Annotated in this window: 11 protein-coding genes; 7 read left to right on the top strand and 4 right to left on the bottom strand. The window is 65.3% G+C overall.

Features of this window, described 5'->3' with window-relative positions; translation table 11 throughout:
* On the bottom strand, positions 1 to 450 hold the full coding sequence (locus AC4ELH_RS12500; RefSeq protein WP_498885032.1) for a WXG100 family type VII secretion target: 450 nt from the start codon (positions 448 to 450) through the stop codon (positions 1 to 3).
* Positions 451 to 1,174: 724 nt separating this feature from the next.
* Between AC4ELH_RS12500 and AC4ELH_RS12495 the strand changes: the two genes are divergently transcribed.
* The 4 genes from AC4ELH_RS12495 (at position 1,175) to AC4ELH_RS12480 (ending at position 6,604) form a co-directional block, all read left to right on the top strand.
* Positions 1,175 to 1,357 carry a hypothetical protein gene (locus AC4ELH_RS12495; RefSeq protein ID WP_498884696.1) on the top strand — a complete coding sequence of 61 codons (183 nt, stop codon included), beginning with the start codon at positions 1,175 to 1,177 and terminating at the stop codon, positions 1,355 to 1,357.
* Between the two features lie 407 nt (positions 1,358 to 1,764).
* The gene (locus AC4ELH_RS12490) at positions 1,765 to 2,841 is read left to right on the top strand and encodes a hypothetical protein (protein WP_498884695.1); all 1,077 of its coding nucleotides are present in this window, start codon (positions 1,765 to 1,767) and stop codon (positions 2,839 to 2,841) included.
* The gene (locus AC4ELH_RS12485) at positions 2,838 to 4,616 is read left to right on the top strand and encodes a hypothetical protein (RefSeq protein WP_498884693.1); all 1,779 of its coding nucleotides are present in this window, start codon (positions 2,838 to 2,840) and stop codon (positions 4,614 to 4,616) included. Before AC4ELH_RS12490 ends, AC4ELH_RS12485 begins: the two co-directional genes overlap by 4 nt.
* 1,091 nt (positions 4,617 to 5,707) lie before the next feature.
* Positions 5,708 to 6,604: a sensor domain-containing protein gene (locus AC4ELH_RS12480; protein WP_498884691.1), complete on the top strand. Its 897-nt coding sequence runs from the start codon at positions 5,708 to 5,710 to the stop codon at positions 6,602 to 6,604.
* 24 nt (positions 6,605 to 6,628) lie between these two features.
* On the opposite strand, the gene AC4ELH_RS12475 is transcribed toward AC4ELH_RS12480, so the two are convergent.
* Positions 6,629 to 7,168: a hypothetical protein gene (locus AC4ELH_RS12475; RefSeq protein ID WP_448444428.1), complete on the bottom strand. Its 540-nt coding sequence runs from the start codon at positions 7,166 to 7,168 to the stop codon at positions 6,629 to 6,631.
* An 89-nt stretch (positions 7,169 to 7,257) separates the two neighbouring features.
* Here AC4ELH_RS12475 and AC4ELH_RS12470 point away from each other — a divergent pair, with 89 nt between their 5' ends.
* Complete coding sequence (locus AC4ELH_RS12470) at positions 7,258 to 7,941, top strand: immunity protein Imm33 domain-containing protein (RefSeq protein ID WP_448444426.1); 684 nt, start codon at positions 7,258 to 7,260, stop codon at positions 7,939 to 7,941.
* 9 nt (positions 7,942 to 7,950) lie between these two features.
* Here AC4ELH_RS12470 and rfbA read toward each other — a convergent pair whose 3' ends face one another.
* Both rfbA and ygiD read right to left on the bottom strand, forming a co-directional pair.
* Positions 7,951 to 8,817 (bottom strand): glucose-1-phosphate thymidylyltransferase RfbA, encoded by an 867-nt coding sequence (gene rfbA / locus AC4ELH_RS12465; RefSeq protein ID WP_498884689.1) that lies wholly within the window; start codon positions 8,815 to 8,817, stop codon positions 7,951 to 7,953.
* A 99-nt stretch (positions 8,818 to 8,916) separates the two neighbouring features.
* On the bottom strand, positions 8,917 to 9,690 hold the full coding sequence (gene ygiD, locus AC4ELH_RS12460) for a 4,5-DOPA-extradiol-dioxygenase (protein WP_498885030.1): 774 nt from the start codon (positions 9,688 to 9,690) through the stop codon (positions 8,917 to 8,919).
* A gap of 161 nt (positions 9,691 to 9,851) precedes the next feature.
* Between ygiD and AC4ELH_RS12455 the strand changes: the two genes are divergently transcribed.
* Positions 9,852 to 11,879, top strand: coding sequence for a SaeA-related protein (locus tag AC4ELH_RS12455; RefSeq protein ID WP_498884687.1), 2,028 nt, complete (start codon positions 9,852 to 9,854; stop codon positions 11,877 to 11,879).
* Entirely contained in the window at positions 11,876 to 14,338 is a 2,463-nt protein-coding gene (locus AC4ELH_RS12450) for a GAP1-N2 domain-containing protein (protein WP_498884685.1), read from the top strand. Before AC4ELH_RS12455 ends, AC4ELH_RS12450 begins: the two co-directional genes overlap by 4 nt.
* Position 14,339: the final 1 nt, after the last annotated feature.

Raw genomic sequence — 14,339 nt, 5'->3', positions numbered from 1 at the left:
TCACACCTGCCCTGACCACGTGGCCCGCAGCATTTCGGCGCTGGATTCGTCTTCGTTGACGTAGTGGCTGACGCTCAGTGCCACCAGGCCGGCTATCACATCGGCGTCTTCGACGATCGATTGAGCCGTCTCCCGGAACTCATGCCACTCGTTGGCGAATACCGATGCAGCTTCGCCGCGCCAGGAGCCCTCAACTACCCGGTCAGCGTGCGAAACAAGCCGACGTAACCCATCGCGCAACTCGTCAGCGATCGACTGCAGTTGATCTGAGGCGCTACTCAACGTGTCGGTCTGAACCTGCAACCCATGATCACTGCCCCCACCAACGGTACTTGGCACAAGCACATCCCCCTTCGCCAAAAGCAGCCTACAAGCAGGACGAAGACGCTGCTTGCGCCAAAATTTCAGCCGTGACTGCCGACAGCCCCTCGCGTCTGCGGAACCCTGCATACCGGCGACCAAAGCCAACCGAGAGCTTCTCGACACCTGGCGGCACTCAGATCGCACTGACTCGTCAAAGGACGCTCACTGCCTGTAGCGACCGGGTGCGCAGAGGGTCGCGCCAAGAGATGGGGTTGTCACGCCAAGCCGGCGCTCACGCCGAACAGCACCATTTTTGGGTGGGACCCCAAGAGGGCACTCGAGGGCGACTATTTGCAGTTGTCCCGCGTCCTGCGCGGCCGACTTTCACCTCGTTAACGGCGCTTCGGTTCAAGCCACCCAAGGGGTCCCACACTCCACAGTTTAGTCCAAGTCAGTCCAGCACGTACAGACTTGGCCACGGGTCGGGAGGGTGGGTGCCGAAGAGTGTGGCGGACATGGCATTGCTGGAAAAATGAAGAACCATCAGAGGATTGGCGCCTAGCCACGACACGCCGTATTGCGATATGCGTCCAATCGCGCCCCGAAGCGGTGCGAATGGATTCCGCGCCGGAACTAAATTTCCGCCGAACTGGCCCGATGAAAACAACTGCTCTGCAGGCAGTTTGCGCAATATCTGGACCTAGAAATCAACTGCCGATATTGCGACATCAAAACTGCTGCGGCACAAGGTGTCTGGCGACTAACGATTGGAGGGCGGCGGAGGCTGCCAGAAAATTCGCTTATATTCAAGCTCGACTTCTTTCGGATTCTTCCGGGCGCAACCGGGTTTCTACGAGTAGAGGTGATGTCGATGGCGCGACCAGTCATGAGGCGGCGCGAGCGAGTGCGCGTCGAGTTCGGTCTGTCGCCTGAGCTCGCTGAACGTGTGTACGACTACGCCTATGTCCAGGGCCTGACGTTGGCAGAGACCGGTGAACGTCTTCTCGCCCAAGCCCTTTCCAATGCCGCCGACTCGTCTGCCGACCACGCCTAGCTGCGCCCCAGACATTTCGGGCGTCGAACCTGCGGGAGGTTCATCATGTAGCCGCTGAGATAGGGCATCGCACCAGAAGCGAATCGAATCGGTTGGCGTATCCGACCCCAAAAGCGCCAAAAGCCGGGCTGGCACCCGGCTTCGACGTTCACAAAGAGTTGTGAGGCTCTTAGACCCCTTGAGAAGGGATAGGTGTATTTCAGCGTGTCTGCAAGCCTGTGTCAACCACCCGCGCCGTCGATGTCGCCACCGCGATCCAAGTCAGTCGAACGGTGCTCATTTCGCGCGAAGTCTGGTACCCGCGACACCGGGTCCGTCATGGCTCACCGCAAAACCTCTGAGAGCGCAGGTCGACTGTGTAGGCAGTCCCCGCGCCGCAGCGCCGCAGCTTTATCGGGTGGTTGCTGATGGCGCGGTGGAAGAAGATGGCCATCGCGAGCAGCGCACAGCGATGTGTCGAGTCGAAGCCGACCGAAGAGGCCTGCGCGAACGCGCCGGTGAATACCAGCGTCACGGTGGCGCGCGCGGCGGTCAGGGAACTACCCGCGCTGCCGCCCACAGATGGGGACCGCCGGACGCGGCTACTCCGTCAGACAGTCGCAGCAGACAACCCTGAGATGGCGACGGCGGCAATTCAGGCGGCCGCCACCTTGAGATGCCAGCTGCCGTTCACCACGGCAGAGCAAGACCGCAAGACGGTGGGCCACATCGCGCGCTTCCTGGTGTGGGCGGCGTTTGGGGATGTCGTGGATCCGATCCGCGCATTCACCAGGGCCAACGTCGATGAGTATTTGAGGGTCACCGCAACCGAGAGCCGACGTACGCTCGATCAACGGCGCTACGTGCTGTACGGGACCGGCCGACGTCTGCATCCTCAGCAGTTTCCGGTCGCACAACCGAAGAATGCGCCACTACGGCAACATCACCCAGTTGCCAGCCGCTCAGAGATCGAACGCGCCCAAATGATCGTCCCGAGGCTGCCAATCCGACTCGGGCAGCGCGCACAGGCCCTGATCGACCTGTGCTACGGGGCCGGCGCCCGGCCGGCGGACCTTCGCACGTTGAGGGGCACAGCGATCACCAGCCTGCCCGTTGACGGTCGGGCGGTCAGTGTGGTGACGCTGCCGAACCTGGGTGGCGGCGTGCGGGAAGTACCAGTCGTCGACCGCGAAATCGGCGGGCGTCTGCTGGGTCTGGCGGCTCGTGTCGGTGACCGGCTGGTACTCGCTCCCCATGCTGAGATCGCGGAGCGCAACATCGTCAACCGGGTCAGCGAGGAGTTGCGCGCCCTTGGACATTCCAGCCTGGATCCGGTCGCGTTGCGCAACCGGTGGGTCCTTGACCTGGCCGAACGGGTCCCGGCTGTCCTCCTACAGCAGCTGGCTGATCTCTACGAGCTGCGAATTCTGGGCGAGGAACGTTCGCTCGTGACCCAGTACAAGCTGCACCACAAAATCACCATCCTGACGGAGGCACAGCGATGATCCACCCTCGCCCGCAGCGGTGCCTGATCGCCGACGATATCTTCACCACCGCCGCCGGGGTGATCGGGAAGTCCGGTGCGGCACACACCATTGAGGCTGCTTGCCGCGAATCGTCGCGAGGCGGTGGACGGAAGAACCGCGGAATCGAGTACACCGCGACAGCGGTGCTGGTGGCCCTGCTGGTCCGGTTCCTCATCGGACGCGATATCAGTCTGGTCGGCGCGATGGAAACAATCGGCGAATTCGATGTTGACCAACTCGCTGCAGTGGGCATGTCGGGACAGGACGTGACAGCAATCCGTATTGCGACGGGCACCGAATACAAGAGGTTTCATCGCTTCTGGAATCAGCATCTGATGCCGCTCGATCCTGACTTCGATCTGCCGGCACGACGCATGACGAACGCCGAACACGAGGCGCGATTGAACGCCCGCAACGACGATGAGCGACGGCGCAGCGAGATAGCAGACCAACTGTTGACCACGGTGATCAACGACCTGCTCGCCGGTTCGATACGGGTCGCGGAGCCTGCCAATTGCGAGGGTGACCTCCTTGTTGATGAGACCATCATCGACACCGCCGCACCCGACGGAATGCTCGGTAGTCGACCTGACCGGTACCGCGGAGCCTCGTCGGTTGCACGGTACTGGGCTCGCGACAAACGCGGCCGAGTCAAGACGCCTGGCAGCTCCGGCGAGACTAAATCCAGTGGATTCGGCGTAGGCGCTACCTTCGTCTCCAGAATCGGGCGCCGCGACGCGCTGCACTCCGAGCCGGCGCTGTTTGTGGGCATGGCAGTGCATGCCCCGACCAGTGGCAGTGTGCAAGGTCTGGCAACCGCCGTGCATCACGCGCGCCGTACAGGGGTTGATTGCCGTCGGGGCGGTCCACGCAGTCGCAGGCCTTTGCTGACCGCTGACATGGGCTACAACCCCAAGAGTGGGTTCGCTGAGCTCATGTTGGAAATTGGCTACTCGCCGGTCGTGCGCTACCCCAAACATTGGAATGTGGAGTACCCCAGTGCGCTGCCCCCTGGTGCTCCTGATGGCCCTGCACCTGGCCCGCTGCAGTACGCCGGTGCGTTCTACTGCCCGGCGGTGCTGAAGCGAATCCAGGGGCATCGCACTCCCGGCACCCGGGAACTGCGGGATGCGGGCAAATTCAGTGCACACGACCGCCGACTTCAGAGCATCTACCCGTTCTTGATGGGGCTGCATTCACGGCCAGTCATGGCTGATTGCCGATTTGGTCGGCCACGCTTGAACGAAACGCCTCCGCGGCGCGCTAAACAGCGACAGGTCTGCCCCGCAGCACTTGGAACGGTCATGTGTCCGCTGAAGCCGGAGTCGATGCAGACCGAAACCCCGGGGCTGCCTATGGCGGAGCCGGATTGGCCAGCTGAGGCCATGGCATGCTGCTGCAACTCCAGCGTGACCGTCTACTTCACTCCAGACCAGCTCAGGATGGCCCAAGGCGACCTCATCCCTGGTTCCTGGGAACACACCCTCTATTACGAGGCGGCAAGGGCACTCACTGAGCAGCGATTCAACCTCCTCAAAACAAAGCACGTCGGAGGCCTAGCCTCGATGAAAACTGGGCCGCGCCGAACACCTATGATCAAAATTCTGATCGCCCTCGCCGCAGTGACCGTCAACATCGGCGCCCAGCAACACCACGACCCCAAAGCCACGCGGTCCGAAGCCATCGACATCCGCCTGCGCCAACTCGCCAACAATCTTGGCTATCCACCCACACCGATGCCCTCTCGAAGCTGACATCTCGGCACCCAGGTAGACGGATTGAATTGTATCGTTCAACCCGTCTACCTGCGTATATAGGCTAAAGTCTGTGGAATTTTGCGAGCGGGTTCCTTCGGCGCCGCAGAGAGCCTGCAGGAGGGACCGGACTGACGGGACGAAAATATGACAGCCAGCGGTTTTACCAACTCCACACGTCGACCTACAGGTGCCCGGCGGCTACCAGTTCGCCGGTGCTCGGTGATCCGAAAAGGCAGTGGAAATTTTGCGGAAATCCAGTGGAATGACCTTTCAAATAAGGTGCCTGACCTGCACGGACGAACCGCTCACAGAGAGCGGTTCTACGAACTGCAACTCAAAGGCCGCGAACCCAACCGGGTTCGCGGCCTTTGTGTTTGGTGGCCTGCGCCGGGAGTCCGCAGTCAATTCACAGAGGCGAGTCGGGGGCGTGAATGTCAACGCCGAAGGCCACGGGTTCAAGCGAGTCCGTAACCCCGACAACCCACGGGTCGACAATCTGGCTTTGTCTACTTGCATCCCGGTCATATTGCGACCGCCGAGGTCATGGTGCGCGGAATGGGTGCGGAGGCAGGGCATTGGCGCGGCCAAATTGGTGTGCTCAGCTGGTGATCAGCAGGGTTAGGGTGGGGCGGCCTGTCGAGAGCACCAGAGAACTGGAGGGGTCCTTTGCGCTGTCCGACATACGGCGGCGCACCGGCCGACCCGATTACCGTGCGTGGCGGAAGACCCGAAGCATCCGTTCGACAAAGACCCGTATGCCCGGATCTTCCGGACCAGGGGGCAGTGGTGGCAATGCGTCCGCGTCACGCGAACCGAGCGATACCTGCCCGCAGGGAATTCAGCCGGGAACCAGGAAAAGGCACCGAAGCGCCCGCCGCCGAAGCCCTTTCGCGAATACCAGGCCGGCGACGCGGGCATGTGGTTCGAGCTCTTTCACAACAAGATATGGAGGACCAATGAATCCTGGTGGAAACGACCCATTCCAGGGCGGGGGGTGGCCTGGCAATCAGCCGGCCCCCTCGCAGTCGCCCTGGCCTCCGGCGGGCCCTCCGCAGGGACCGCCGTCGGCGCCGTATCCGCCGCCTCCGATGCCTGGCGGGCAATGGCAGGCCGGTCAACCCGGTCCGTGGAACGCACCGCCGATGATGAACCCGCCGTACGGCCAGCCGCCCAACAACGACAACAACAAAGGGCCGTGGATCATCGGGGGCGTGATCGCCGCCGCGGTCGTCTTGGTGCTGGCGATCGTCCTTGTCGCAGTCAATCTGGGTGGCAGCGATGAGTCGGGTGATAGTGCGGTCGCGACCGGCACCACCAGCGCACGTCCGTCGGGTTCTAACCAGACCACGTCGAAGAGCCCGGCGACCAGCTCGGCAACGGCAGCACTGCCCGGCGCCGACGGCACCGTGGAGGCGTCCGAGCTGGAGGGTGTGTTGTTGTCTGCCAGTGAGATCGAGAAGAAGCTCTATATTTCCGGCGTGACGACCGGGCCGGTCGAGACGTCACTGTCCACCGATCCCGTCACACCCCCGAACTGCGCGGGCGTGTGGGCTCCGGGTGCTCAATCGACCTATGGCGATTCCGGCTACACGGGCGTGGCAATCCAGACCGCGCAGGGCGGGAACGGACTCCACTTGGTTCAGGCCGCCGTGTTGTTCCCTGATGAGGCGGCCGCAAAGGCGGCGTTCCAGAAGCAGGCCTCCGACTGGACGGCGTGTCGATTCAAGACACTCAACGCCACCTATGACGGCCTGGGCACCGACACGGTGAAGACCACGGGCAACGGTGAGGACAAAGCCAAAGAGTTCCTGAACATGTCGATTCTCACCGACACCAGCGGGGCCGCCAATGCGATCACCTGTAGTCGTGGGGTGTCGCGACGGGCCAACGTAGTTGTCGATGTGCGGGGATGCAGCAGTGACAACGTGACAGCCGGCCTTTCGGTCGCCCGTGAGATCGGCACGAAGATCAACGGCAAAAGCTGATCGCTGCGCGGCAACTCGTCTTGGTCATCTAGGTAGAAACGTCCCACGGATGAGCTCCAAGGCATCGTCGCCGAACACCTCGGTCGGAAACCGCCCTGCGATGAGGTCGGTGAGATAGGCGACCAGTCCGTGCGGGTGGTAGTCGTTCGTCAGGCCGTCGCCGATGACGACGGCCGCCCACCGGTTAGGGTCGTCGCCGTCGACGTGCCAGTAACCGGTCTCCCCACCCGGGGCACCGCCCCACCCGTAGTAGGGCACTGGATCGACGTCCTCGAGCACCATCGGGGCCGTCGATCCGTCCGGGTAGATCCAGCTGTGGTTGGCATAGGTGTGACGCAGGTCGGTCAGGGACTGTCGGCAATACGAGCCGCCGGAGACCAATTCATCCTGGGTGGGGGCCATCACCGCCAGGTATCCACCGAATGAGCCGCTGCCGTAGGTGCTGACGAGTCGCTTGTAGTCGTCGGGCAAGGCATGTCCGATTGCCGTCTCGACTGCGCCGAAGTCGCAGTCGGGTACGGACTTCGGCGGCGGCACGAGCGAAATCAATTGATCGAGCGACATGGTCGGACCCTATGCGACGCACAGCCGCTACCGAAGCCCGAATGTGCCACACTCGGCCCGACCCGTGATCGCGAATATGGAGAACAGAAGTGGCGCAGCGTAGAACGACGGCGGAAGCGTCCGGGCACCCGGAATTCACCCTCGAGTACGAGCCCGAGGTGGTAACTGAGCTGGGCATCGAGTGGCTGGCGTCCTGGCTGGAGAGCTGCATCAGGAGCGGCACCCGATTCTCGGTCGGAGAGAGCATCGCCATCGGGTGGCTGAATTGCTACGTCACCGATCTCGGCGACGGCACGCTGGGACTGTGCGAGCCGGATTTCGAGAACGTCCCACCGAACCTTGTCGCCGGTGCATCGAACACCGTCAGCCAGCTGTGGTATCAGCGCGAGGTTGCCGAAAGTGTCGGACTCGCAGACGAACTGGACTTCCCGCGCTACATCCAGTACGCCATGACCTGCGAGCTGTTCGCGAGCGCAGAAACCGTCTTGATGCATCGATATTCCCACGATGAGGACGAGTCCGGTTGGTACATCGGCTGTCCCGGTGACGATCACGACCATGACGAGGCGAACCTTCGGCACGCCACCTTGTACGAGCTCGCCGTGGCCAACCCGGCCATCATCGGGTTTCTGGCATTGCCGCCGGACTGTTCGGCGCTCGTAGGCGACGGGGCACCGTTGGTTGTGCGACATGGCGAACCGTTGCCGGTGCGGGATGGGTCGCTGCTCGCCACGATGTTCGGCGACGATGTTGTAGGCGACCAGACGCCATAAGTGCGTCGCTTACTTGCGTTTCAACAGCTCCAGTAGATAGTCGCCGTAGCCGGATTTGGGCAGTTCTTCGGCGCGCGCGGCAAGTTGGGCGTCGTCGATGTAGCCCTCCCGCCACGCGATCTCCTCTGGCACACCGATCTTCAGTCCTTGGCGGCGTTCGATGGTGCGGACGTAGTCACTGGCGTCCAATAACGAGTCGAAGGTGCCGGTGTCCAGCCACGCGGTGCCTCGGGCGAGAACCTCGACCGAGAGTCGGCCCTGGCTCAGGTAGGTCTGATTGACGCCGGTGATCTCGTATTCGCCGCGGGCCGACTTGCGTAGCGATCGGGCGATCTCGATGACGTCGTTGTCATAGAAATACAGCCCGGGCACCGCGTACTGGGATTTGGGGACAATGGGCTTCTCCTCCAGCGACAGCGCTGCCCCGTTCGAGTCGAACTCGACGACGCCATAGGCCGTCGGGTTGGCCACCCAGTACGCGAATATCGCACCGCCGCTGACGTTTTGGAACCGGCGCAGGCTCGTTCCCAGGCCCGGGCCATAGAAGATGTTGTCGCCCAACACAAGTGCCACGGAATCGGTGCCGATGTGCTCGGCTCCGATGATGAATGCCTGAGCCAGGCCCTCGGGCTGCTGTTGGACTGCGTAGGTCAGGTTCACCCCGAAGGCCGAACCGTCGCCCAGCAGCCGTTGGAACGCCTGGGCATCGACCGGGGTGGTGATCACCAGGATGTCGCGGATACCGGCCATGATCAGAGTGGACAGCGGGTAGTAGATGAGCGGCTTGTCGTACACCGGCAGCAACTGCTTGCTGACACCCATCGTGATCGGATGAAGTCGTGTGCCGGAACCGCCGGCCAGGATGATTCCGCGCACGCCTGCCTACACCCCGACGGGGGTTACCTGCTCGTCATGGCCCAACACGCCCGTCACCATAGCGTGCCTTTCGGCGTGGATTCGACGAATCGAGCTGCCTCAGCGCAGTACATACGACGTCATCGACAACGACCCGTAGGTGTAGCCGGTGACCAGGGGGTCTACCGACCTCCCGGAATCTGGTGCCGCACCGGCCAGCCCGGCGAAGTACAGCATCGGGATGAAGTGGTCGAGGGTGGGAACGGCGGCCGCGTAGTCCGGATGTGCCGCGAGACCGAGGACGTCGGCAGGGGAGTGGGTGAGTTGTTCTCGGGCGGCGTCGTCGAACCGCTTGGCCCAGGCAAAACCGTCCTCGGGCTGGGTGGGGTCCATGCCGGCGAGGTTGTGCACGATGTTGCCGCTGCCCACGATGAGCACGCCGCGCTCACGCAGCGGCGCCAGCCTTGCGCCGAGTTGCAGGTGGTAGTCGGCCGGTTCGTTGGCGTTGATCGCCAGTTGCACAACAGGTATGGACGCGTCGGGGAAGGCGTGCACCAGCACCGACCAGGTGCCGTGGTCGATGCCCCAGCTGTCGACGTCGGCACCCACCCACGTCGGCTTCACCACGTCGCCGACCTCCTCGGCCAGCTCCGGCAACCCCGGCGCCGGGTACTGCATGTCGAACAGCTCACGCGGGAATCCGTAGAAATCGTGGATGGTCCGTGGGCTCGGCATCGCGGTGACCGCGGTGGCGTTGATGTACCAGTGCGCGCTGATCACCAGGATCGCCCGCGGCCGCGGCACGATCTGACCGAAGCCGCGCCAGGCCGTGGTGAAGCGGTTGGACTCGAGCGCGTTCATCGGGCTGCCGTGCCCGATGAACGCCGCGGGCATCAGGCCGACCGCGCCCACACCGCGGCATGCAGGCGGCGGGTCAGCGCCCGACGAGCCGGCAGAAGACATGTTCCGAACTTATGCCGTGTGTCCGATCATGTCGCCTCAGCCCGGCCCACCATGTGGCAGTGACCACGCCGCTGCTGCGGTAGCGTTTCTGGGTGTGTCGGTCCAGTGTGGGCCCGACACCTCAGGAGTTCGCGCTGTTCGAGCTGCCGGAGCAGGTGACGCGTAGCGCTCATGTCCGGCGGGGATTTGGTGTTCTGATGCCCGATCTGTATCCCGTCGACGATCCCGACGACGCGGATCCCCGGCTGGCGCCGTTGCTGGCCTGGCGTCAGGAACTGGTCGATTCCGGGGCGGTCGCAGCGCGCAGTTTCAAGGAAGCCCATCTCCGGCTGGTGCTCCGGTCGGGACGCACCGACGTCGAGCAGATCCGCGAGATGTTGCCCGGTTCGGTCGCAGAACATGCCGAGGACATGGCCCGGGTACTGGCCGACTTGAAGACCCAGGTCCCCGACAAGCAGCAGCAGCCCCCGGTGGCCGGTGACGTGCACCCGATTGCCTTCCGCCACGGCGAGTCCCGCCCCGGCGTCGTCGAATTGAGTTGGCCGGATTATCAAGCCAACGGGGGAGTGGTGCTGTACCGGGTGGTCAGTGCCGAGGACCGGGCGCCCCGATCATCGGAGAACGCTGACCTCGTCGCCGCGACGCCGTTGTCGGCGGCCAGCGACGACCGGCCGTTGACCGGGCCCGTGCGCTACTACCAGGTCTGGGTCATCACCGGGACGTCCCGCGCGGATGCCCTGAGCACCCGGCCGGTGCTCTATGCCAGTGGGGTCTTGGTCGCCCCGCCCGGCGAGGTGGCGATCCGCGAGGACAGCGGCCTGGTGATCGGAAAGTGGACGTCACCGCCCGCGACGAGGGCCGTGCACGTCTACCGCATCCCGCTCGAGGAGGCCGACGGACCCGCGATCGACGAGTCCCGCTACCGGATCCTGGCCGACGGTGAGCACCGGACCGGTTTCGTCGACTCCGGGGCGACCCGGGGTATGCGCTACCGCTACCGGGTGCGTTGCGCGGTGGACGTCGACGGGGCCGTGCAGCTCTCGGAACCCGTCGACGCCGACGTGGAGGTGTCTGCGGTGCTCGCCGCGGTCACCGACATCTCGGTGGACACCGCCTTCGACGGTGAGTCGTTCGACGTGTCCTGGGCGGCTCCCGGAGCAGAGGTGGCGATCTACCTCAGCCAGACCGGTCCGAGCGCGGGGAGTGTCTCCACCGAACTTCCCGAGAACGCCCTCGAGCAGGTAGGGCTGGCCCCGGACCTACGCCTGCCGCAGCCGGTGGCCAATCAGACACAACCCGACGGCAGCACCCGCACCCTGATGACCGGGGTGCCGTGGCCCCAAGGGTGGAGCCGGGCCTACGTCACGCCGGTGACCATCCTGGCCGGGCGCGCCGTGCTCGGCCGCACGGTATCGGCCGTACACACCGGAACCATCCGCGATGTCGAACTGGTCGAGTACTGCAACAAGCAGGTGCTGACGTTCGAATGGCCGGCCGGCGCAGCCGGTGTGGTGGTGACTCTCGCGCCCAAGGGGCACGATCCCCGGGCCGGCCTGACCGGCAGATCCTTCGAGATCTCCCTGGAGGACTACGAGAAGTACGGCGGCATGCACCTGACCGGTGCGCTCCCGGTAGGGGGATGTTCACTGCACCTGGCGCCGGTGGCGTTCTCCGGCGGCCGCCGGGTGACCGGACCGGTCGCCAGCATCGAGTACCCGGGCATGTTGAGGTTGCAGTACGCGGTGCGGATCGGCCGCGACCCCGGCGGGTTCCCCACCACGGCCACCGTCGCGGTGCGGTCCGAGTACGAACTGCCGGGCTCGCCGGCGTTCGTCCTGGTCAACAATCCGCAGCGGATGCCGTTGAGCGTGCACGACGGAAATCCCGTCGACGTCGCACCGCTGGACGCGCAGGGTCAGCTGGCCGACCACCCGTCCAAGTACCTGCGCTGGACGGCGGCGACGGCGTCGGGCGCCGGTGAACTGTGGGCCGCCAACGTCAGTGGACTGCACGGCTGGATCCGGTTGTTCCTCAACATCACCGACCCACTCCAGCTGCGCACCGTGGCACTTTTGGACCCGCCGTCGCAGACTTTGCAGCTCACCGCGACGGTGTTATGACGTCGCGTTACGGCCAGCTCACCTACACGTCGTTCGATGCCGTCGGAACCGTCGGCGGCTGGCAGGTCAAGGAAACGACCGGTGGGCTCACGCCCTCGGAGACCCAGGCATTGATGGCCGGCGTCCACACGGTCTTCCGACCGGTGGGGCCGACACCCGACTTCCCGACCCCCGAACAGCTCGAGCAGGGTCCGCGCCGGCTGGCGTACCGCGATGTCCCCGGCGGCGCGGGGTACTGGCACACCTTCCCGGCGGGGTCGGACAGCACGGGCCGGCCGGGCAACGTGTTCGCCCACGTGCTGTTGGACCGTGCGCCCGAAACCCACCCGCGCTGCCGGGCCATCGAACGGTGGCGTTCGCCGCATTGGCTGCAGCCTTACGGCCCTGCCGCGGTGGCCCGGGCCGAGCTCCCGGCGGACCTGCCAGAGCTGGGGAGCACGGTGACCAAGGACAGCGTGGTCGCGTTCGCGCTGGACACCACCACGTGGCGGCTGGCCACGCTGTTCGCGCTCCTGGATGCGGTGGCCGCGGCGCTCGCGGGCGGGCCGCCGGTGGTGCTGGGTGTGCAGTCCCCGGATGCGGCCGCACAGTGGATCGGTCTGGTGAGTTTCCTGATGTCGTCGGGTACCGCGGCGAGGCTGAGCTTCTCCACCTTCGACCGCGCCGAGCAGGTCGCGCCGCACAACGGTCAGGTGCTGAGCGCGGTGCCGTTGGAGGACCTTTCCGCGGTCGAACCCGGCCTGGTGGTGATCAGCGAATCCGAGCCCGTGTCGCTGGGTGAGCTCGGCGGAGATCCGCACCGCACCGCGGGCGGACACCGGATCGAGGTGACCCGGTGGTCGGTGATGGCGCAGGTGGTGCTGCTCGATGCCGCGTCGGCGCGCGGTGCCCTCGATGACATCGACACGTATTCCAGCCAGGTGCGCGACGACGGGCTGCATCCGGCGTGGCCGATCGCGATGGCGGTGGCCGGGAATCAGGAGTTCGCGGACGCGCAGGCCGAGGCCCACGAGGTGATCGCCGCGCATTCCCCGGCGGGTGCGCTGGTCGGGTCCGCCGCGGCCTACATCATCGCCGACGTGCTCGCCGTTGTGGTGGGTGTCACCACCGCCGACGCCTGGCGGGCGCGGCACGAGCTGCCGGAGGGGGCCGGAGCCACGTACGCCGATGCCACCTACTTCGCCCGGGCCATCGTCGACGACGCGTGGATGGCACAGGACGGACCAATCCCGTTGGGGCCGAGAACGTTTCACGGGAAACCAACACCTTCGTCGTTGCGGGTGGCCATCGGACCGGCCCTGGACCGCAGCAGGCAGCAGGGCGCCGACCGGTTGCTACGGGTCGTAGACCTGCTGTTGCGGGCGGGGGTTGTCGACGACCGACTGCAGGACGCCCTGACCGACGGTGTGCTGCCCGGCCTGGCTGATCCGCGCGTGCGCGGGGTGATCGGCGCAGCCGACCGACTGGCGTTGGGTACCTGGTTGCTGCGCTGCGACGTCGAAGGCGGCGTCATCGGCGACGACGTGCTCGACTGGTTGGCCGAGGCCGGCCCGGTGCCCGAGCCCGCTGAACTCACCGCTGCCCAGCCCTGGGATTCGGTGTGGATCCGCGCCGCGTTGCGCGGGCTGCGGTCGCGTCGGAGCGGAGCGCGGCATCCGGGTGATGCCGGCGCGCAGTTGTGGTGGCTGCGGACTACCGATACGGACAGTTTCGAGGCCGCCGCGGCAGCCTCGGTCTGGAATCCGCGGGATCTCCTGCTGGCCGTCGGTGCCGACAAACTGCCGGGCCGGGCCGCGGTACGCACACTTCTCGGCGCCGCGGACTCGGCAGCGCTGCAGCAGTTGGCCGGCAAGGTGATCGACGACAACGACGACGGCGACGGCGTGGTGGTGGCCTGCGCAGCGGTCCGACACATCGAGCCGCGGAACTGGTTGCAGCAGCGGTATCTGCATACCCACCAGAGCGCGTACACGCCGCTGTGGGATCAGGTGCTGGCCGAGGTGGAACCGGAGTCCGTCCACCCGGACTTCTCGGTGCGGCTGCTGGCGTTTGCCCTGTTGGGCGTGCTCGCCGGGCAGCCCTATCCGCAGGCCTGTAACGCTTTGGCCGCTGAAACCGGCTGTGGCGCACAGGCAGTGGCCCGGGTACTACCGTTGGTCGACGGTGGCCAGTTGGCGCCGGTGACGGTGGTGGCGCTCAGCCTGTTGCGAAACGCGGCAGCCGAGTCCGCCGCCTACGCCCCCGACCCGGTGGAGCAGCTCGCGGGCGTGTTGGCCGGAAAGCTGGCTGCCACGATGAGCGGCGCCGACGCGGAATCCGTGGTGGTGTTGATGGCGCAGTTGTCGGGTGATTCCTCTGAGGGGACGATGCGCGGGTACCGGAAGATGGTGGACAGGCTGCTGACGCGGCGGGGTGCGAATCCGTCGCTGGCGGAACGACTGAGGGGGAGCCGGGGCTGAC

This window comes from Mycobacterium shunyiense, from assembly GCF_058270075.1.
This window is presented reverse-complemented; position numbering and strand designations above follow the sequence as displayed.